This is a genomic window from Bradyrhizobium sp. MOS001 (genome assembly GCF_004634465.1).
Lineage (GTDB): Bacteria > Pseudomonadota > Alphaproteobacteria > Rhizobiales > Xanthobacteraceae > Bradyrhizobium > Bradyrhizobium barranii.
The window spans coordinates 20,822-41,630 of the sequence record NZ_SPVJ01000006.1; the positions used below are offsets into that span (position 1 = coordinate 20,822).

21 protein-coding genes are annotated in these 20,809 nt (G+C 63.1%); 14 read left to right on the plus strand and 7 right to left on the minus strand.

The window, feature by feature from the left end; translation table 11 throughout:
* Positions 1-3: 3 nt before the first annotated feature.
* Both CT676_RS11115 and CT676_RS11120 read right to left on the minus strand, forming a co-directional pair.
* Entirely contained in the window at positions 4-765 is a 762-nt protein-coding gene (locus CT676_RS11115; RefSeq protein WP_085403507.1) for a ferredoxin reductase, read from the minus strand.
* Positions 752-1,369: a sulfite oxidase-like oxidoreductase gene (locus tag CT676_RS11120; RefSeq protein ID WP_085403508.1), complete on the minus strand. Its 618-nt coding sequence runs from the start codon at positions 1,367-1,369 to the stop codon at positions 752-754. Before CT676_RS11120 ends, CT676_RS11115 begins: the two co-directional genes overlap by 14 nt.
* Positions 1,370-1,591: 222 nt before the next feature.
* Between CT676_RS11120 and CT676_RS11125 the strand changes: the two genes are divergently transcribed.
* From CT676_RS11125 to CT676_RS11185, 13 genes are all read left to right on the plus strand, one after another.
* Entirely contained in the window at positions 1,592-3,130 is a 1,539-nt protein-coding gene (locus CT676_RS11125) for an amidase (protein WP_085403575.1), read from the plus strand.
* A 247-nt stretch (positions 3,131-3,377) separates the two neighbouring features.
* Positions 3,378-3,986, plus strand: a complete 609-nt coding sequence (locus CT676_RS11130) for a cytochrome P460 family protein (RefSeq protein WP_085403509.1) — start codon at positions 3,378-3,380, stop codon at positions 3,984-3,986.
* Between the two features lie 24 nt (positions 3,987-4,010).
* Complete coding sequence (locus CT676_RS11135; protein ID WP_085403510.1) at positions 4,011-4,592, plus strand: cytochrome P460 family protein; 582 nt, start codon at positions 4,011-4,013, stop codon at positions 4,590-4,592.
* 62 nt (positions 4,593-4,654) lie between these two features.
* On the plus strand, positions 4,655-5,929 hold the full coding sequence (locus CT676_RS11140) for a beta-propeller fold lactonase family protein (RefSeq protein WP_085403511.1): 1,275 nt from the start codon (positions 4,655-4,657) through the stop codon (positions 5,927-5,929).
* A 231-nt stretch (positions 5,930-6,160) separates the two neighbouring features.
* Positions 6,161-6,952: an urease accessory protein UreD gene (locus tag CT676_RS11145; protein WP_085403512.1), complete on the plus strand. Its 792-nt coding sequence runs from the start codon at positions 6,161-6,163 to the stop codon at positions 6,950-6,952.
* A gap of 26 nt (positions 6,953-6,978) precedes the next feature.
* The gene (locus CT676_RS11150; RefSeq protein ID WP_028148889.1) at positions 6,979-7,281 is read left to right on the plus strand and encodes an urease subunit gamma; all 303 of its coding nucleotides are present in this window, start codon (positions 6,979-6,981) and stop codon (positions 7,279-7,281) included.
* A gap of 6 nt (positions 7,282-7,287) precedes the next feature.
* Positions 7,288-7,866 (plus strand): HupE/UreJ family protein, encoded by a 579-nt coding sequence (locus CT676_RS11155; RefSeq protein WP_135214670.1) that lies wholly within the window; start codon positions 7,288-7,290, stop codon positions 7,864-7,866.
* Positions 7,863-8,201 (plus strand): urease subunit beta, encoded by a 339-nt coding sequence (locus CT676_RS11160; RefSeq protein ID WP_085403514.1) that lies wholly within the window; start codon positions 7,863-7,865, stop codon positions 8,199-8,201. The genes CT676_RS11155 and CT676_RS11160 overlap by 4 nt, the downstream gene beginning before the upstream one ends.
* A 12-nt stretch (positions 8,202-8,213) precedes the next feature.
* Entirely contained in the window at positions 8,214-9,917 is a 1,704-nt protein-coding gene (gene ureC, locus CT676_RS11165) for an urease subunit alpha (protein ID WP_085403515.1), read from the plus strand.
* Positions 9,918-10,054: 137 nt separating this feature from the next.
* Positions 10,055-10,639: an urease accessory UreF family protein gene (locus CT676_RS11170; protein ID WP_244623152.1), complete on the plus strand. Its 585-nt coding sequence runs from the start codon at positions 10,055-10,057 to the stop codon at positions 10,637-10,639.
* The gene (gene ureG / locus CT676_RS11175) at positions 10,636-11,325 is read left to right on the plus strand and encodes an urease accessory protein UreG (RefSeq protein ID WP_085403517.1); all 690 of its coding nucleotides are present in this window, start codon (positions 10,636-10,638) and stop codon (positions 11,323-11,325) included. The genes CT676_RS11170 and ureG overlap by 4 nt, the downstream gene beginning before the upstream one ends.
* Positions 11,322-11,633 (plus strand): chorismate mutase, encoded by a 312-nt coding sequence (locus tag CT676_RS11180; protein ID WP_085403518.1) that lies wholly within the window; start codon positions 11,322-11,324, stop codon positions 11,631-11,633. The genes ureG and CT676_RS11180 overlap by 4 nt, the downstream gene beginning before the upstream one ends.
* Before the next feature lie 75 nt (positions 11,634-11,708).
* Positions 11,709-12,146, plus strand: coding sequence for a VirK family protein (locus CT676_RS11185; RefSeq protein WP_085403519.1), 438 nt, complete (start codon positions 11,709-11,711; stop codon positions 12,144-12,146).
* 10 nt (positions 12,147-12,156) lie between these two features.
* Here the strand turns inward: CT676_RS11185 and CT676_RS11190 are convergent, their stop codons facing one another.
* From CT676_RS11190 to CT676_RS11210, 5 genes are all read right to left on the minus strand, one after another.
* Positions 12,157-12,510 (minus strand): hypothetical protein, encoded by a 354-nt coding sequence (locus CT676_RS11190; RefSeq protein ID WP_085403520.1) that lies wholly within the window; start codon positions 12,508-12,510, stop codon positions 12,157-12,159.
* 188 nt (positions 12,511-12,698) lie between these two features.
* Complete coding sequence (locus CT676_RS11195) at positions 12,699-13,478, minus strand: DUF2182 domain-containing protein (protein WP_085403521.1); 780 nt, start codon at positions 13,476-13,478, stop codon at positions 12,699-12,701.
* Between the two features lie 9 nt (positions 13,479-13,487).
* Positions 13,488-15,140 carry a tyrosinase family protein gene (locus tag CT676_RS11200; protein WP_205124597.1) on the minus strand — a complete coding sequence of 551 codons (1,653 nt, stop codon included), beginning with the start codon at positions 15,138-15,140 and terminating at the stop codon, positions 13,488-13,490.
* 234 nt (positions 15,141-15,374) lie between these two features.
* Complete coding sequence (locus CT676_RS11205) at positions 15,375-16,412, minus strand: thermonuclease family protein (RefSeq protein WP_135214671.1); 1,038 nt, start codon at positions 16,410-16,412, stop codon at positions 15,375-15,377.
* Positions 16,413-16,653: 241 nt separating this feature from the next.
* The gene (locus CT676_RS11210; protein ID WP_085965173.1) at positions 16,654-17,190 is read right to left on the minus strand and encodes a hypothetical protein; all 537 of its coding nucleotides are present in this window, start codon (positions 17,188-17,190) and stop codon (positions 16,654-16,656) included.
* A gap of 242 nt (positions 17,191-17,432) precedes the next feature.
* On the opposite strand from CT676_RS11210, the gene CT676_RS11215 reads away from it, so the two are divergent.
* Complete coding sequence (locus CT676_RS11215; RefSeq protein WP_085403523.1) at positions 17,433-20,489, plus strand: AAA family ATPase; 3,057 nt, start codon at positions 17,433-17,435, stop codon at positions 20,487-20,489.
* Positions 20,490-20,809: the final 320 nt, after the last annotated feature.

Genomic DNA, 20,809 nt, shown 5'->3' on the forward strand with positions numbered 1-20,809 from the left:
CGATCATGCTCCTGTTGGCCCGAAACGCTCGGTTCTTATGGCGAGAGGGTCGAAGCCGAGCTTCACGAGCATGCTCGAGATGCCCTCGACAAACCCGGTGGGACCGCAAATGAAGAACGTGGGATTCTGCTCGCGCGTAAAGCTGTTCTCTGCGAGCAGCGCCTCGTTGACCCGTCCCCGATGTCCGTTCCAGTCGCTCGGATGCTCGCGGGTGAGCGCATAGACCAGGCGGAGGTCGCGATCGCCGCGAGCCATCGTATCGAGTTCATCCCGATACACGACGTCGGCAAGGCTGCGTGCCGAATAGATCAATGATGCCGGTATGCGTGCGAGCGACCTCCTGCGGTGGCGCAACATGGCCATCAAAGGCGTAATCCCGGTACCGCCCGCGACCAGGCAAATCGGTCCACCGCGCGTTTGGCTCCAGATGAAATGCCGCCCAATGGGTCCCCGAAATTCGAGAGCGTCGCCAACCTGCAATTCGTCGAGGAGATAGGACGACACCTCACCGTCCTCGACCCGTTCGACGGTGAGAGTGAGCCGCTTTTCTTCCGGGGGCGATGCGATCGAGTAGCTTCGTTCGGCCTGATAGCCGTCATCGGCGGTGAGACGGATGTCGACGTGCTGGCCGGGCCAGTGCCCGGACCAGTTGGCCGGCTGCAGGATGATGCTCTTCACCCGGCTTGTTTCAGCCACGATGGCCTGCACGCGACCGGTCTGCCACGCGATCCTGGGCTGCTGCAGAGGCGCATCAATCGCCGTCATAACGTTGCTCCCGCCAGGGATCGCCATAATTGTGATAACCACGCGATTCCCAGAACCCGGGCTCGTCCTTGGGCATGAAGCGGAGCCTTCGCAGCCACTTTGCGCTCTTCCAGAAGTAGAGATGCGGCACCAGGAGTCGCGCGGGGCCGCCGTGCGCCGGGGCGAGCGGCAGGCCCTCATAGCGGGTCGCGATCATCGCCTTTCCCGCGACCAGGTCGGTCACCGGAAGGTTCGTCGTGTATCCGCCGTCGCAATGCGCCATGACATAGGCGTTCGGCGGCTCGCTCACCCCGACCACCTTCAGAAGATCGTCGAAGCTGACGCCCTGCCAGACCGTGCCGAGCTTCGTCCATTTGGTGACGCAGTGAATGTCGACCGTGATCGTGGTCTGGGGCAGTGCCTCGAATTCGTCCCAGGTCCATTTCCCCAGCAACGATCCGCCGAGTTGAAGCGAAATCTTCCAGTCAGCGACACGGATATCCGGCGTGGGTCCGGCGGACAGCACCGGGAAGTCGGTCGTCAGATACTGACCCGGTGGCAGCCGGGCGGCTTCGGGTGTCTGTCGCCTGGATTTGAAGCCGCGAGAAACGGGAGGTCGGTCCATGGAAGCGTGCCCTTGTGCGGTGACGCGCAGGATGTGCCAACGCGCGTCGGCGTAACCTGCAGCCCACGTCAGCGCACATGAACCCTGAGCGATGCCTTGTCGATGGCCGTCGCGGCGAATGCATCAAGATTGCGAAAGACGAAGCAATCACGGCTGCGCAGGCAAGAACTGTTTCAATGTCAAATGCGGCTTCGTCCTGAAGTGGTTCAGAAGGAGGAGACGATGTCGAGCGTGAGCCAGCCCTTGCATTCCGACGAACTCGCTTACCTCACCGCGCACGAACTGGCAGCTCGCATCCGGCGACGTGATCTGTCGCCGGTTGACGTGGTCGATGCGTTCATCCGGCGCATCGAAGCGCGCAACCCGAGCCTGAATGCGCTAGTCTATCTCGATTTCGACGGCGCCCGCGCGAGGGCAAAAGAGGCCGAGCGCGCATTGGTTGCCGGCGAGTCGTGGGGACCGCTGCACGGCATCCCGTCGGCGCTCAAGGATCTGTTCGACTTCAAGCCGGGCTGGCCTGCAAGCCTGGGCGGCATCCGCGCGCTCAAGCATCACGTCGTGAACGGTTACTGCGTGTTCTGCGAGCGCATGGAGAAGCGTGGCGGCGCCGTGTTCCTCGGCAAGACCAACAGCCCCCTCATGGGATTCCGAGGCACCTGCGACAACTACCTCTTTGGTCCCACGCGCAACCCGTTCAATCTTGCCAAGAACACGGGTGGCTCATCCGGAGGAAGCGCCGCGGCGGTCGCCGATGGACTGCTACCTATTGCAGAAGGTACGGACGCCGGCGGCTCGATACGGATCCCCTCCGCCTGGTGTGGAGTCTATGGCTACAAGGCGTCGTTCGGACGCGTGCCGTTCCTCGTGCGTCCCAACGCGTTCGGCGTGGCCGACTCTCCGTTCCTGTTCGAAGGGCCCATCACGCGGACGGTCGAAGATGCCGCAATCGCGTTGAACGTACTTGCCGGCCCTGATCCGCGAGATCCCTTCAGCCTGATCGAGCCGCCCGTCGACTTCACCGCGGCGACCCGTCGTTCGATCCGTGGCCTCAAGATTGCCTATAGTCCGGATCTGGACGTCTTTCCGGTCGACGGAAAAGTCGCGGCGACGGTCCGCCGCGCGGTACAGGCGTTCGAGGAAGCCGGTGCTCACGTCGAGGAGGTGAAGCTCGGCATCGTTCGCTCGCAACGGGAGCTGAGCGACGTCTGGTCGCGTCTCTACATGCTTCTGAACCTGCAGGCGATCGAGAACATGAAGCGCGACGGAATCGATCTGTTCGGCAAGCATCGCGACGACTTTCCGCCTGAATACATGGATTGGGTCGAGAAGACCAATCGCATGTCGGGGCTCGATTTCTTCCGCGACCAGGCCGTCCGGTCGGAGGTCTACGATGCCTTCCAGAACGTCCTTGAAAGATTCGATCTGTTGGTCACGCCGACCGTCGCGTGCCCGCCGGTCGACAACGCCAGCGACGGCAACACGGCTGGGCCGAAGTCGATCAATGGTGTCGAGATAGATCCTCTGATCGGATGGGCCCTGACCTACTTCGTCAACTTTACGGGCCATCCGGCAGCCTCGATTCCGGCGGGTCTGTCCGACGGGCTTCCGGTCGGGATGCAGATCATAGGTCGGCGAAACGCCGACTTCGACGTGCTGGCGGCGAGCGCGGCTTTCGAGCGGCTTCGTCCCTGGCAGGACAACTACCGGATCTGCCGCGAGCGCCCCCTGAGAACAGCCCCGCTTTCAGACCTCACCCGCTGACCTTGCACCCTCTCGGTCGCTTCCATGGCCGTCCGCGCCGCGATCGCGGCGCCGATTGGGGTCGCGCGTCCTGCTTCCGCAGCGTCAACCTCTTCACCGATCGCAGGTTCGGCACGGAATGCATCAAGATGGCCAAAGCGGAAGCAATCCCCAGCGCGCAGGATCTTCCGCGACTGGCTAAGTCATCTCTCGACAGGTCAATCGTGCCGGCGCCTCGCGCGTTCGGCCGCAGTCGCGGGAGAAGACAATGCGCGTGAGAGTCCAGGCAGCAGCGGCGGTCATCGTAGGCAGTGCGGTCGCAACGATTCTGTTCTTCGGATCGCTTAGGGATAGCAATGCCCAGAGCAATACGCGCTATCTGCCGGAATACACCGCGGACGGGCAGTTGCTCCTGCCGAAGAATTTCCACGAGTGGGTCTATGTCGGCTCGCCGCTGACGCCAAATGCCCTCAACGGCGGACAGGCGAACTTCCCGGAATTCCACAACGTCTATATCGAGCCGGGCTCGTACGCGATCTACAAGAAGACCGGCGAATTCCCCGAGGGGACGATCCTGTTCAAGGAGCTGCAGCTGACGTTGCCGCAGGAGAATGCCGACGGCTCGCGAACGGAAGCGTCGGGACGTGGCTACTTCCCGGGCAAGTGGAACGGCGCCGACGTGACCGTCAAGGACTCGAAGCGCTTCGCCGACACCAACGGGTGGGGCTATTTCAACTTCAATCACCACGAACCGAAGGCGCCGACGGCCAAGGTGAAGTCGAAGGACGAGTGCGCCTACTGCCATATCGCCAACGCCAAGAAGGATGAGGTCTGGACCCAGTTCTATCCGCTGCTGGACGACAAGGACGCGCGGTGACCGCGTGATCGGCGGAAGATCGGCATGAAAATCCTCAAAGCCGCCTGTGTCGCCGTCGTCGTGATCCTTGGGGTCGCGGCCGTGGTCAGGCAATCACAGCTGCCGGCGAATGCGGCGGATGGCGTTTCGGCCGGTGCGAGTGTCGCCGACCGCGACAGGCATCTGCACGTGCCCGATGACTATCGTACGACCTATCAGATCCTCGGAAGCTGGGCGATCGCGGCAGACGACACTCACGGCTCGAAGGAGCTTCACGTCGTGTACGCCTCGCCGGGAGTGATCGACGCCTATCGGAAGGACAGGCGCTTCCCGGACGGTGCGGTGCTGGTCAAGGAGGTGTTCAAGGCGGCAACCTCGGAAATGACGACCGGCACCGTCAGCCGCGCCGATGCTTTGAAGGGATGGTTCGTCATGGTGAAGGACACGTCGAACCGTCACCCGGAGAGCGCGCTGTGGGGCGACGGCTGGGGATGGTCGTGGTTCGACGCGGGCGATCGTTCAAAAACGACGACGACGAATTACAAGGCGCAATGCCAGGCGTGCCATGTGCCCGTGCGGACGTCCGACTGGGTTTACATCGATGGATACCCTCCGTTGAAGCCATAGCGATGGTGCAGGTCACCGAAAGTCATTCGATTTACCAAAGCCAATCATCAAAGGAGCGAGAGATGGCTAAAGAAGCGACGGCGAGCGAGATGGGAATGTCGAAGGGGCAGACTGGCCATCTCTATATCCAGACCAATGAGATCGACAACGCCATTATCCACTACACGCGGCAGGCGGACGGCAAGCTGGCCGAGGTCGCGCGTATCAAGACGGGCGGCGCCGGCTCCGGTGAATTCAAGCCGATCAGCGGCCAGGACAGCGCGCCCAACTCTTACGAGGGTGCAGGAAGCGTCATCATTACATCCGATCGGCGCTTTTTGTTTGCGACCAATGGCGGAGACAATTCCGTTTCGAGCTTCCGCCTGGAGAGCGACGGTCGTCTCACGCTGCTCGACGTGAAGTCGACCGGCAACCCGGTCGAGGGCAGGAGCGGCACGGCCAAATCGCTGGCTTTCGCTCCGTCGACGCGCACCCTCTTCGTGCTGCACGCGTTCGGACCGGATCACCTTCGGCTGATGTCGGTCGATGCCGAAGGCATGCTCAAGACGCGGCCCGAGCGATACACGGTGAACACGTACAGCAAGCGGAATCGTGTCTCCACCATGGTCGTGGTCTCGCCCAACGAGGAGCTTGTGCTTGTCGGCACCACTTTCGATGAGCCGATCGCGCTCACCGGCTTGTATCCCGACGGCTCGCCGATTCTCTGGGTCCAGCGCGCCGGCGGTGCGTTGCACTCGATTGCGTCGAATGCACCGGATCCGGACGGCCTTGCCGTGTTCGCCCTGCAAAAGGACGGCTCGCTCGGCACGGCCAGGTTCTACGATGCGAAGGGCGGTTCTCCGTTCTACATCGCGTTCCTGAATCAGCGTCCGAATACGTTCGTGATCGGCTATGCCGTCGGCGACGGATGCTCCATTTGCACCATCGAGAAGGACGGCTCGATCAAGATCGGCCAGCTCGTCAAGATCGACACCAGCGCGGGCCTGCCGTCCGAGCTGTGCTGGCTGGCCATCGCGCCCGATGATCGCACGATTTACGCAACGAACTTCGGCTACAGCAACATCAGTAGCTACCGCATCAACGGTAGCGGCCTGGAGATTGCGTGCGATCCGGCGTGTCCGAAGGTGCCCGGCGACGGCACCGCGAGGGGATTGAACGGAACCGTGACGAGCGGTCCCAGCGATAGCTGGATCTCGCCGGACGGCGCCTATCTCTATCAGATCTACGGCAACGCCTCGAAGCTGGTCAGCTACAGCACCCAGCCGGACGGTTCGCTGAAGGAGATCGGCAGCGTCAAGATCCCGTACAATGGCTCCCAGGGTCTTGCGGGTTTCTGATCCCGGTTTCGCGACATGAGGTCCGGGCGTGGTCGGCATTGCCGTTCCACGCCCGGCCTCTCCCTCGCCGATATGCGAGACACACACGGTCAATCATGAGCCCCGAGACGGATGTTTGAAGCAATTCATGAGCGCTCTCGCGGGACATCCGCGGCTCATCCCGGCCATCCGGGAGAAGGGCAGGGCGCCACGGAAAAATTCGATCTGCAGCGCGCTGTCGGGGAAGCTCGCGTGGTGTTCTCCGGCGCCGCAAACGGCACGGAGATCATCGACGTCTATCAGAAGTTTCCGATGGCCGTTGCCTTCCCGAATGTCGACGATCGCCGGCGCAAGGAGGCGGTCCTCATTAATACCTCGGGCGGTGTCGCGGGTGGCGACGAGATCAGGATCGAGGTGGTCGCTCAAGGCAACGCGTCGGTCGCGGTGACCACGCAGGCCGCGGAGAAGGTCTATCGCGCGCTGGATCGGCCCGCCCGAATCCGGACGCGGTTAAGGGCTGAGGGAAATGCCCGGCTTGCGTGGCTTCCGCAAGAGACCATCGTCTTCAACCAGGCGCGCATCGCGCGGCACACCGAGATCGATGTGTGCTCGGGCACCGAATTGATTGCCCTCGAATGGCTGGTTCTTGGCCGCATCGAGAGCGGCGAGGAGGTTCTTGCCGGACATATCCTGGACAGTTGGCGCGTCAGGGTCGACGGCCGTCTGGTGTGGGCAGATGGCTTCCTCGCCTCCGACCAGGCGCTCCTGCAGCTTCGGAAGACGGCGCTGCTCTCGAACTGGAAGGCTATTGCGACGATGATCTATTTCGGTCCGGGCCTTGAGGCCCGGCTCGAGAGATTGCGCGAGATCGGTGCTTCGCTGGAATGCGCGTGCGGCGTCACGATCGTGGGCGCGATCATCGTCGTCCGGGTCGCCGCGATTGCAAGCGTGGATCTCAGGCGAGGTCTGCGCCGCTTCCTCGATCAACTCGACCATGAGCTCGGATCCGGTCCCTTCGGAGTGCCGAAGATGTGGTCCTGTTAGCAGCGCGGCCAAGTGGGAGGAGCATCTTGAATCTGACGCCACGGGAACGAGACAAGCTGATGATAGCCCTCGCCGCGATCGTTGCGCGCGGCCGGCTCGCGCGCGGCGTCAAGCTGAATTATCCCGAAAGCATCGCATTGATTTCGGATGCCATCATGGAAGGCGCCCGCGACGGACGATCGGTCGCGGATCTCATGTCCGAAGGCGGCCGGCTGCTGCGCCGCGACCAGGTCATGGAGGGCATCCCGGAAATGATCCGCGAGATCCAGGTGGAGGCGACGTTTCCGGACGGGACCAAGCTTGTCCCGGTGCACAACCCGATCCGATAGGAGCTGATGATGCGTATCATCCCGATTTGCGTCGCCGCGTTGAGCCTGCTTGCGGCGCCGGCCTTCGCTCATCCCATTCCGGGCGCGGGCAGTTCGTTCGACGCCGGTCTCGTCCATCCGTTCAGCGGCGCGGATCATCTGATTGCGATCACCTTGGTGGGAACGTGGAGCGCGCTTGTGGGCGGATCCGCGAGAGCCGTGTGGCCGCTGACCTTTCTGATCGCGATGCTGGGCGGCTTCGCCGCCGCAAGCGCGGGACTTCAGATGGACTTTGTGGAGGCGGCGATCAGCCTCTCGGTGGTGGCGCTGGGAGCGTTCGTTGCGTTCGAATTCAGGATACCCGTCATGCTCGGCGCGGCGGCCGTCGGCCTGTTTGCGTTCTTCCATGGTCACGCCCACGGAACTGACGCCGCTGCGATGCTTGTTCCCTACGTGATCGGCTTCACGACGGCGACCGCCGCTCTTCTCCTGACCGGCATGGTCATCGGGTTCTCAGGAGGAAACGCGGCCAGAAGAAGTTTGCTTCGCGCGGCGGGCGTATGCGCCGGGCTTGTCGGGCTGCTGCTGCTTGGAGGCGTGGCATGATTCCCGGGGAGGTCATTCCGGCTGACGGCGACATCGTCCTGAACGGGGACCGGACCGGACCATCGATTGCCGTAGCCAACACCGGCGATCGGCCGGTCCAGGTGGGCAGCCATTATCATTTCGCCGAAGTGAACGCCGCACTCGCGTTCGATCGATCCGCTGCCCGTGGGTGTCGCCTCGATATCCCGGCCGGGACGGCCGTGCGGTTCGAGCCGGGCCAGTCGCGCGAGGTCTCATTGATCCCGTTTGCCGGAGCGCGGCGCATCTACGGCTTCAGCGGCGGCGTGATGGGACCTCTGGAATCGGCGACCGGTGCGTCCGGCGCCAACGAATAAGGTGAGGAAGACATGCCCCACACGATGAGCCGCGCGGCCTATGCGCAGATGTTCGGCCCTACGGTCGGCGACAAGGTGCGCCTGGCGGATACCGACCTGTTCATCGAGCCCGAGAGGGACCTCACGATCTATGGCGAGGAGGTCAAGTTCGGCGGCGGCAAGGTCATTCGCGACGGCATGGGACAATCGCAGCTCACGCGCGCGCAGGGGGCGGTCGATACGGTCATTACCAACGCGCTGATCCTCGATCACTGGGGAATCGTCAAGGCCGACATCGCGATCAGGGACGGGCTCATTGCGGCCATCGGCAAGGCGGGCAACCCCGACATTCAGCCGGGTGTCTCCATCATCATTGGGCCGGGGACGGAAATCATCGCGGGCGAGGGCAAGATCATCACCGCCGGCGGAATGGATACGCACATTCATTTCATCTGCCCGCAGCAGATCGACGAGGCGCTCTTCTCGGGCGTCACGACCATGATGGGTGGCGGCACCGGACCTGCCGCAGGGACGACGGCGACGACCTGTACGCCGGGGCCATGGCACATCCATCGGATGCTCGAGGCGCTGGATGGGTTCCCGATGAACTTCGGCATTTTCGGCAAGGGCAATGCGAGCCTACCCGCGGGCCTGGTCGAGCAGATCGAAGCCGGCGCGTGCGGCCTGAAGCTGCACGAAGACTGGGGCGCAACGCCCGCATCGATCGACTGCTGCCTCTCTGTCGCGGACGACATGGACGTGCAGGTCATGATCCACACCGATTCCCTGAACGAAGGCGGGTTCGTCGAGCGCACGATCGCCGCGTTCAAGGGCAGGACGATCCATGCGGCCCATACGGAAGGGGCCGGCGGCGGGCATGCGCCTGACATCATCAAGGTCTGCGGCGAGAGCAACGTCATTCCGGCCTCGACAAATCCGACGCGTCCCTACACCGCGAACACGCTCGACGAAGCACTCGACATGCTGATGGTGACCCACCATCTGGACCGCCGCATTCCGGAGGATGTCGCCTTCGCGGAGAGCCGCATCCGAAAGGAGACGATCGCCGCCGAGGACATCCTGCACGACCTCGGCGCGTTCTCGATCGTGTCGTCGGATAGCCAGGCGATGGGGCGCGTCGGCGAGGTGATCACCCGGACATGGCAGACCGCCGACAAGATGAAGAAGCAGTTCGGGCGGTTGCCGGAGGAGACCGGGCAGAACGACAATTTCAGGGCGCGGCGCTACGTCGCGAAATACACGATCAATCCGGCCATCGTGCAGGGAATGTCACGCCATGTCGGTTCGGTCGAGGTCGGAAAGCTCGCGGACATCGTCGTCTGGGATCCGGCGTTCTTCGGGATCAAGCCCGACATGGTCCTGAAATCCGGCATGATCGTCGCCGCGATCATGGGCGACCCCAATGCGTCGATCCCGACGCCTCAGCCGGAATATTACCGGCCGATGTTCGGCGCCTTTGGCCGTTCTCCCGGCAGAAATTCCGTGACCTTCGTCAGTCAGGCCTCGCTCGAAACGACGAGACAATTGGGCCTGGCCAAGCAACTCCTGCCGGTCTCGAACACGCGATCGATCGGCAAGCATTCCATGATCCTCAACGACGCGCTGCCCCTCATGGAGGTCGATCCCGAAACCTACGAGGTGCGGGCCGACGGACGGCTGCTCACGTGTCCGCCGGTGAATGTGGTCCCGATGGCGCAGCGCTATTTCATGTACTGACGCGTTGCCGGCATGGTGGTGCGATGACAGACCAGAGTTATGGACAGCAGGCGCTGGCGTTCCTGAGGCTGCAGAGCTGGCTCTCGCCGTCGTTTCCGAACGGGGCCTACAGCTACTCGCACGGACTGGAGTGGGCCGTGGAGGCCGGCTATGTCTCCGATCGGCGCAGCCTGATCGATTGGCTCGAGGCCGACCTTTGCTATGGCTCCGGCCGAAACGAAGCCATCTTCTTCAGCGAAGCCTACCGATGCGTGGCCGAGGGCGTCGAGGACCAGCTTCCGGATCTGGCCGAGCTCGCAGCCGCTTCCCGCGGCACATCCGAATTCGTGCTCGAATCCGCCCAGCAATCGTCCGCGTGCCTTACGACCCTTCGCAGCGTCTGGCCGGATCGAATTCTGGACATGTTCTCCGACCCGAAATGCCCGCCCGTGCTGGCTGTCCTGCTCGGAGCGCGGGCGGCGCGCGAGCGGATTGCCGTCGAAATCGCGCTGCCGGCATTCCTGCACAGCTACGTCGCCAATCTGGTGAGCGCGGGCGTGCGATTGGTGCCTCTCGGCCAGACCGATGGTCAGCTTGCCATCGCGGCGCTCGAGCTGCCGATCCTGTCGCGCAGTGAAATCGCAAGCCGTGAGACGGTCGACGATCTCGGTTCGGCGGGCCTGATGGTTGAACTCGCGTCCATCGCACACGAGCTCCAATATACGAGGTTGTTTCGCTCATGAAGACGATTGAACGCGAGAGCAGGTCTCTCCGCACGTCCGGCATTGCGGCAACCAACGGGCCGCTGCGCGTCGGCATCGGCGGCCCTGTCGGTTCCGGAAAGACGGCGCTGGTCGAGGCGCTGTGCAAGCACCTGCGCGATTTCTACGAGATCTACGTCATCACCAACGACATCTACACCAAGGAGGATCAGCTCATCCTGACCCGCGCGCAGGCCTTGGCGGCAGAGCGCATCATGGGGGTGGAAACGGGTGGCTGTCCGCATACGGCCATACGGGAGGACGCCTCGATGAACCTGGCGGCGATCCACGACATGAACCTGAAGTTTCCGGACGCGGAGCTTTGCTTCGTCGAATCGGGCGGCGACAATCTCGCCGCCACCTTCAGCCCGGAGCTTGCGGACCTGACCGTCTACGTCATCGACGTCGCCGCAGGAGAGAAGATCCCGCGCAAGGGTGGGCCGGGGATCATGCGATCCGATCTGCTGGTGATCAACAAGATCGATCTGGCTCCCATGGTGGGCGCGAATCTGGAGATCATGGAAGCGGACGCACGGCGGATGCGAGGCGCGCGACCGTTCATCTTCTCCAATCTGAAGAGTGGCCAGGGTGTCGATGAGATCGCGGGCTTCATTCTGCAGAAGGGCGGGTTGTCCGCCGCGGCGCTGCCTGGAGGTGCCGATCGATGACGGATGATGACCAGGAGTTTGCCGGCGATCTCGCCAGGCTGCGCCGCAGCATCGACAATCTGGATGCGGCGATGGTGCACCTGCTCGCAGAACGCTTTCGCTGCACGGATGCGATCGGAGAGCTCAAGGCCAGGCATGGACTGGAATCCCGGGATCCCAGACGTGAAGCGGCGCAATTGAAGCGGCTTCGCATGCTCGCCGCACAGAGCGGGCTCGATCCGGACTTTACCCGGAAGCTGCATGCCCTGGTCGTTCGAGAGGTCATCACCAATCATGAGGCGGTGAAGTTCGAGTCGGGAGCCGGCTAGAGCGACGAATATCATCGCAAGCCTGCTCCGGCGAAACGAGGTCCAGCCGAGAGCCGCCATCCCTGGGAGCCACATTTGTCGAATGATCTGCGCAACTGCGCTGCCGCTCTGGCGATCGTAGCAAGCTTCTGGACGCGCCCCGCGATCGCGGACGAACCCGGAAACGCCGACTATGCGGCGCTGAACAAGGCGATCGTCGATGGCAAGGAATTTCGCATGCTCGTGGACCTTTCAGCCTGTCAAGTTCGCGGCACGGGCGCGGCGGGACCTCCGGTCAAGGCGAGCATGCGGTTTGACGGATACATGATCCAGCCTGACGGGACGATCGCTTTCGCGACGACCCATTTCACGGTGAGACCGGACAAGGCGGTCAGGGAATTCCTGTCGTTCAGGGTGCACCCAAACGGCAGGATCGAAGCGCGCACGATGATCCTGGACGCCGTCAATGACGCCGTTCTCAAGGATACGGCATTCGATTGCGAGATTGGAAAAGGCGCGACATTCCACTGGTGATGCGCGGTCGTTACGCGGACTGGTCGACCAGGCTGCCGGGCTGCTGGCCCTTCTTCTCCAGCTCCTTTTCGATGGCGTCCCGGATCTTCTGCTCCACCGCCGCTTTCTGGTCCGGGGTCATGTTGGCGAGGTCGGCCTCGCTGAGATTCATGCTCTTCAGAATGGCAGCCCGCATACGGTCGAAGGGATTCATCTTCGCGTATTTCAGGAATTCCTGCACGACGCTGCTGTCGCCCGATGCGCCATCTTCGCTTGCTTGCGAGGGCCCGCCATTGTCGGTCACCGACGGCTTCGATGCACCGGTCGCTGAGCCGGCTTTTGCAGGCTGGTAGCCGAAGATTGATGCTCCTGGCGTGACTTGCATGTTAGGCCCCTCGAGACGATCGCGAAGGGCAAGCAACGTGCGTGCCAAATCAATTCGTTGGATTTCCCGATGTTTCCGGGCTCGCGCTCATCGGCAGCTTGAAAAAATTGCCGGTGCGGCGGTGTCGCCGGCAAAGTTTGCCCGGTCGCCTGCGGGAATCGCGTCGTCGCGCGTGCCGTCGGCACCGATCAGGTTGCCTTCACTCCGGCGCTCTCCGAGCGTCGCCAAAGGCCGAGCCTGAACCATAGCAGCCTGGCAGCGGTCGATGGCCATCGCACCTCCCACGCCGGGCGCCGCGGTTTGTCCAGGCGCTCGGCAATCAGGAATGCACTGGTCGCGGCCATCGCCGGCAAATGCCCGCCTTGCGTCGCCAACGGAACGAGCATCAGCGCCCAGCAGGCTCCGCAACACCAGATCCCCTGGGTGACGCCATATCCGAGAGCAGCCAGATCGGCCCTGATCCCATACGCCGCTAGCGGCGGCTGGTCGTGGCAGTGGTTCAGGCAAATCTGTTTCCCGGGGGAGAATTGCCAGACCAGGACGAGCGATCCCGCCAATGCGATCGTGACGATCGATGATGATTGCACCAGTTGCAGCGCCAGGACGGCCAGCACGATGGGAACGCCACAGGCAACCCAGATGGCGCAATATCCGATCATGAAGAGCGCCATCGACCGCATGCGTCGGCGCGGCAGGCTTCGCGCACGCACGTGCCCAAGAGCGCCCGCGAGCATCGGCATCATCATCGCCGCGACCATCAGCATCCATTCGCCGGCGAGTCTTGCCGGCGAATAGAACGTCATGGCAAGGGCGAGCTGATCGAGCGACAGTGCCGGCCAGACATCGCTGTTGCAGAAGGCGACGAGCCTGCGCTGGTCCGACAACGCCACGACGGCCGCCCACGCGGCGGCTGCCGCGACGGTGAGCGGAATACGGATTTGCAGACGCTCGTAGGCCGCGGGCGTCATGAGCGGCCGTCAATCGCCCTGTCGGACGATGCTGATGCGGCCGACACTCACGTCGGCCGACTGCTGCACCGGCGCGACGGCCTGGAGACGAACGCCGACCTTTGCGAGATCGGTATTGCCCGAACCGGCGAACTCCGAATAGGGCTTGGTAATGTTCAGCGCGTACGACAAGCCGTCTCCCGCGTGCCCGGTATCGCCCTCCGTCGCCTTGGTGATGCCGAAGAGCCCGATGCTCCCGACCTGCCGCTCGAAGGACGGCGCGCCGTCCTTCCCCGCAAACTGCAGATACACCTGCAGCACGGTGGCGTCGGAATATCCGCGCACATTCTCCAGATTGAGGAAGACCTGCTCAGCGCGTGCCCCGGGCGCAGGGCCGGCAGCCAGCCTGGCGGCAACTTTCGTATGCGTACGCGCATCAAGCTGGACGGAGGTCTCGGCGCCTTTCCCAGCGACGGGAAGCGCTTGGGCATTGGCGCCAAGCACCTCAACTGCTGCTCCAGTCGATCTCGCCATCGCGACCGCTCCGGGTGATGTCGCTGTCCTGCCGGCGACGGCCGCCAATGGCGCGCCTGCCGGCGAGAAATCGCTGTAAGTATAGCCCACCCCGGCAAAGTCCGACATCTGTTCCGGCGTGTACTCCCACTGCGAGCCGTCGGGGAGAGGAACGACAAATTTGTGCTGGCCGAGGCTGGCAGGTCCCTTCTTCCAGCTGGCTTCTTCCGGATCCGTGTTTTGGGAATCGCTCTGCCTCCAGCTTTGCCACAGCCGATCGATATTCGCGTGGTGCAGCCAGAAGATGGGATCCAGGCCGGCCGTCACCGGTGACGACATCAGTCCCGGCAATGGCCTCGTGCTCGCCTCCGGGAACATCTTCTCGCCGCCGACAAGGCCGTGAACCTGGTCGTGCGGTTGACTTTCGATGTCGCCATGCTTGGTGCCGCCGTGCTCGAAGCCGGTGTCGATGCCACCGAAGCCGCGGTCGCCACCACTTGCCACACCGGTGAACTCGTGAACGTCCATCGCGTCCAGGTTCACGGCGTCGAGCGGGACGAAGACCTTGCCGGGCTGCGAGGGATCGCCGGGTCCCCACCGCTGTTCAATGAAGAGGGGATTGTTGCCTGTGCCGTCCGGCCAGTCCGGGCTGCCGAATGCCGGCGGCAAGCCATCCTGACCGGGTTTGAAGTAGTTCCAGTAGGGCAAGGTCCAGTCAGGCGGCCCGCCGAGCGTCACGACGGTCGAACGAATGAGCTTCTCAAATCCGATCAGATAGCCGCGGTGCCACGGCAGAAAATACCAGCTGCCGTGCTGACATTGCTGCCAGAACTCGTCGAAGTCGGCCTGGGCAGGAACTTGCTCGGCAGGCGCCTTGTAGCCGTAGAACTCCCACAGGCCCTGATGATAGCCGTGCATGCCGGCCCAGAAGCGCCAGCTGGTTCGATCGTTGAGCGGCTTCGGCCTCAATGCGCCAACCGCGCGCGCGTACCAGAGAATCGGATCCGCCCAGTCGCCGCCAAGCTCCCACACGTTCTGTCGAACCAGCATGCCGTTCTCCTTGTCGCTTGACTGCGGCGCCGGCCGGCCGAGAGAACGGGCAGGCGGCTCCGCCGGATTGATCTTCCTCTCATCCACCAGCTCGCCTTGAGAGCCGGCATCTTGGGTCACTCGGACTTCGACCGAGGACGCCCTGCAATCGCCGCGGCCAGGAAAATAGACGAAAAATCTATGGTTGTGTAGTAGCGAATTCTAACCGTTAGCGCGAGCGGTCTTTGATCGGCCAGGCTCGGCCGCCGGAAATGCCTGCAACGACAGGAGAATAGCGGCGCATGAACGTGCGAGCTCACGGCCGGCAACAATCTGCGACAAAACGCCGTCAATCCCGGTCGGCCGCGCGCGTCCTCAGAACGTCGTGATCGGCTTGCCGTCCGCCCCCACGAGGCTCGACGGCGCTTCGCCGAACACCAGCCCCTCCGGCTGAAACTTGATCGTCTTGCCGCCCTCGACGAAGTCGGCGAAATTGCGCGGCGTGGCCGAGTGCACACCGTTGGTCAGGAAGTCGTCGATCTCGTAGCAGGTGTCGGGCTTGCCGCCGGAACCTTCGCCCAAGAATTTCTGGAAGGTCTGGCTCGTCACCTTCGCCTTCTTGCGCGCCGACCAGTTGGTGTAGCGGCGATAGAGCTTTGGCAGGATCACCGGGCCCTTGTCGGTCGCGAGCACGTCGGTCTCGTTCTTCCTGGGTTCGCGCAGGTCGAAGTCGAAGGCGGGAATCGTCTTGGCGAGATGCTTCCAGACCGGCAGCTTCTGCGCGCGTGCGGGCTTCGCAAGCGCGAGGAAGGCCTTGATCTCGTCGTCGTTCATCGAAGAATAGAAGGTCGGATAGGCAAAGCCCTGCTCGACCAGCCAGTGGTTGATGTCGATTTTCTTGCCGGCGACCGTCACCTCGATGTCGCCGACCAGCCGGCCATAGGTGTCGAACACCTCGTTCGGCGCATCGACATGGGTGAACGCGCGGCAGGCGAGCGTCGGCCCGCCGGCGCTGCTGAGGAAGTCATGCAGCGCCTTGCTCGTCGTCGCGCCAAGAAACTGCCGGTAGGGGTGTGTGACCTCGTGATAGGCCTGCCGCTTGGCGTCGCTCAGGCCCTTCTTCTCGGCGGCCGAGAGCGGCGAGGGCTGATAATGCAGCTCCGGCGCGTCGATGCCCTGAAGGCGAATGGTGAGCTTGCCGTTCTTGATCGGCGCCGTCGCGGTCCGGCCCTTGACCTTGGCGCCCTCGAAGACGTGGGTCGGCTGGAACGGCACCTGGTCGTTCTTGCGGAAGCGGATCGCGTCAGGGGCGACATTCACCACGACCTTGGTCGTGTCGGCGTCCGACCGGCCCTCCGGCCAGAACTGGCCGACATCGATGGTGCCTACGACCTCCAGCAGTCCAACGGGCATCGGCCGCTCCTGTCAAACGAACGCGGCGACTGCTTCAAGCAGGCGACTCGCACGCGCACGGCGGAAGCGGATCATTTTCGTGCGACAGGTCCATGACAGGGCGCGGCCGCGAGACAGTGCAACGCGGCCTTCGAGCGGAGAGGGCGGGGCATGATTGGTCCGTCGTGCAACGCATGCTGTGGCGACGACGGACCATCTTCGATTGGTGCGGAAGCCTCCGCGCTGCCGCTCCCGCTCGGAATCAGGGGCGGTACGGACAGACCATCGTCAGGTGGAGCAGCGTCGGCGCCTGGTCCTCACCGTTGTCGTACTCCCACTCCAGCCGGATCTCGTGCCGGTCGGCATAGGCATCGCTCGCCGCGTGGGTGATGATATTGGTCTTCATCGGGATCGGCGGCTCGGAATTGAAGCACTTCCGCACGCAGGCATCGAGCAGCGCGCATCGCGTCAGCGGGATCACGCCGGGCTCGTCCTTGGACAGCGGGACCGTATTCAACTGCGTGGTGAGGTCGACGCGAGCCCGTCCCTTCTCCTTGTGCCAGTACGCCGCGCTCCCGTCCGGCCATTTGTCCGCCGGCGTCAGGATCAGATGGTACTGGCCGTACTCCAGGGTCGGCACGTGGATGTCCGGCGACGCCTTGAGGATGTCCACGCTCCTCTGCATATTTTCCAGAGGGAAATAATTGTCGTTCATCAAATCTTTGAATGAAGCCCCGGTGTAAGTTCTCGACCCCATCGTCTTTTCCCTCAATATGTCCTTGGCTTTGTGAAAATACATACAGCTCCGCGACGCCGGTTAGTTTTGCCAACCCGGCTTCGCCGAATATATGCCCCATCTTTGCTGGGATTTGCATAGGCTACCACTCAGGACTGTGTTTCGTCCAGATCGCCAACCGCACCGTGCTCCGCTAACGGCGATGGGCAAGTCCGATTGCTAAGCGGTTCTTGATAGGTATTCTTACCACGAGTTGCTCGCGGGCGCTGGACGACAGCGACGCCGCGATCCTTGAAGGCGCAGGAATGCATTGCTTCGCGTGCCAGTCGGCGATTGATTCGGACGATAGCTGGTGCTCCAAGTGTGGGGCGGCGGTACGTCGGCGTGCTGATCCCGACAGCGAGCGGCGGTTTGTGACAATTCTCCGAGCCGACGTCATCGACTCCACAGGGCTTGTTGCCGAATTGGAGCCGGAGGAGGCCGTCTCACGCCTGGAGCCAGCGCTGGCGGCCATGAGGGGCGCGGTACGCCAGTTTGGCGGCATCGTCAGCAAGGAGTTGGGGGACGGCTTGGCCGCTGTCTTTGGTGCCCCGATCGCCGACGACAACCATGCTCCGCTGGCCTGCCATGCGGCCATCGAGCTTGTCCGGCGGGTCGGCAGCCTTGGCGATCCCGGACTTCAGGTTCGGGTCGGCCTCCATTCGGGGCACGTCGTCGCCTATATGGTCGCCAGCGAGTTTTCCAAGGTCTACGAGATCGGAGGAGCCGCTCAGCATCTTGCCGCGAGGCTGGAGGCCGCGGCCGAGGCCAATCGGATCTACGTGTCGGAGGCCTGCCAGAAACTCGCGGATGGACATGTCCGATTCGAAGCCTTGGGTCGCAAGGTGCTGCGCGGTTTCAACGAGCCGCTGCCGGTCTACCGTGTCGTCGGAGCGAGCGACCTTTCAAGCTGGCGGGTGCGACGAGCGCGGAGCGTTTCGCGGTTTGTCGATCGCACGACTGAGCGGGCCCTTTTGGCACGTGCCGCGGAGAGGTCCAGTGCAAGCCGGCAGACGGTCCTGCTGATCGGCGATGCAGGCATCGGAAAATCGCGGCTCGCGCATGAGTTCGCCCAGGAGCTCAAGTCCGATGGCTGGCGGCTGATTGACGCCGAGTGTAGTCCGAACCTTCAGGGCGTGCCGTTCAGCGCGCTCAAGCGCACCATACTTTCGATCATCGAACTTGCCGCCAGAGATTCGGATAGTCTGGTCGACATCCGAAAGGAGTTGCCGGCAATCCATCAGCTCGCGATCGATTCCATATTGGATATTCCGGTCGCGGATCATCGCTGGAGTGAACTGGAGCCTTACGCGCGCGCGCGTGCCATTTCCGATGCAAGTTGCGCCATCGTGCAAAGCCTGGCCTTTCAACAGCGTACGGTTCTTCTCATCGAGGACCTGCACTGGATCGACCGAGCCAGCGATGCGGTTGTTGCTGCAATTGCGTCGTTACAGAGTCCCAACCTGATAGTTTTTCTCACGAGCAGGCCGAACGGCATGCCCGAGTGGATCGCACGCTGCCATGCGGAAGTGATTGCAATGCGCCCTCTGGATGACGATTCGGGATTGGCCATGTTGGCCGATATGCTCGGACCGTCGGCGATGAACACCGATTTGAAGAACCGGATCATCTCTCATACTGCCAACGTTCCTCTATTTCTCGAGGAAGTCTGCCGTGGACTGAAAGATAGTGGCACGCTTCGCGGTCAGTGGGGTGACCTTGCGCTCGTTCGACCTATTGACGAGCTCGGCATCCCTACCAGCATTCAGGGGGTGATTGCGGCGCGGCTCGATCGTGTCTCAAGGCAGGAGCGCTCGGTTCTCCAAATAGCGGCGGCGCTGGGGCCGCGCTCAAGCGTGATGATGCTGCGGAACGTCGCCGCGCTGCCCGAAGACATCCTCCAGGATTGCCTCGGAGCGCTCGACCGAGCCGAGATCCTCGTCAGGATCGATAGTGAACTTGAGGACTCGATCGAGTTCCAGCACGAGATGGTCCGCCAAGTGACCTACGAGTCGATGGTCGAAAAGGTGCGCGAAAATATACATGGGCGAATACTTGCGGCCTTCGAAAGCGACGAGACATGGAGCGACGGTCCTGACACGCTTTGCTACCACGCAATGCGCGCGAAGGATTGGCTGAAAGCGTTCGGGTACGGGAGAGGTGCCGCGCAGAAATGTCTTGTGCGCTCGGCGTATGCCGATGCGGTCGACTATTTCGGGATCGCGATGAGTTCGCTCGACAAGATGCCGATGACTCTCTCGCGGGAGGCAGATGCAATTGACCTCCGGATGGAGGCGCGAATGGCATTCATCTGGTCCGGTCAGGTTGCCGAGTGGATCGATCTCGGAAAAGAGGCCGAACGCCGGGCTAGTGGAATTGACGACATCGGAAGAAAGGTCGCCGCCATGACCGTCATGGCGGGTGGACAGAATTTCTACGGAACGCCAACTGAAGCGGTTGCGCTCGGCCAGGAGGTCGTTGGCCTCGCCGAGAAGTCAGGCAACCCGGGTTGGCGCAACCTTGCACAATACAATCTGGGACAGGCCTATTTTCTCGCCGGTCGATATCGCGAAGCGGAGCAGATGTTGGCGCAAGGCGGCGCTAATCTCATGGGGCCGGACGCAAGCGCGCCCTTCGGAACTCCCCCAAAATACACGCTCCTCCTCTGCTGCATGATGAAGAGCTTCACGCACACCGTCATGGGTGAGCTCGACACCGCTGGCCAGCTCCAGCAACAAGCCGCTGCGATCGCGGAGGAGACGGGCCGCCCCTACGACCGCGTCGCCGCCGCCTATAGCGGCGGCTGGCTGATGCTCGGCCGCAATGAGCCGGCCGCGGCCGCTGCCATTCTCGAAGACGGTTTTGTGCTGGCGCAGAAGCACGGCATCCGGCTGTTCGTGCCGGTGCTCGCCTGTCATCTCGGCATCGCCTATCTGGAGCAGGGGCTGTTCGACCGGGCGCGCGGCATGCTGGCCGAGGCGCGCGAGGAGGCGAAGGCGGTCGGCTATACCTCGGCGGTGCTGCGCAGCTCGATCTACCTTGCGCTCGCAACCTTCCGCCTCGGCGACGTCCAGGCCGCGCAGAACATGCTGCGCGAGGCGCGCAACACCGCCCGCCAGCAGGGGTTTTCCGGCCTCGAGGCCGAGGCGCTGTTCGGCGAGGCCGTGGTGACGCCGCCGACGGATGCGGCGAACAAGGCCGCGATCATCGTCGCCTTGCGCGCGGCCATCGCGATCGCCTCCGAGAGCGGCGCGCTGCCGCTCCAGCACAAGGCCGAGGCGATGCTGACCGAGATGCTTGCCCGGGGCGGCGAGCTGACCTGACCCTGCTCCCTCCCTGGCGTGCGATCGTACCGCCGGGCTGATTTTTTGCCCGACGGGCCGTTTGAGTTTCGCAGGCAAAGCAAGGACTTAAGAGACCGTCTCTACTGTGCATGGGGTTGTTTTCGACATTTTACAGGGAGGACCACCACCTCCAGCCGGCGCCGTTCAAGGTCTCATGACTTGCCGGACGCGGTCTGTGCGCCCCGATGACGAAGCCCCTTGCACGGACGCCAAGGTCGGCTACCGTCGGCACTAGCCGCAGGGCCAGGTGACTTTTGATTTACATTTTTTAGCATCTTCTTCGGCGCCGCGACGGCGCG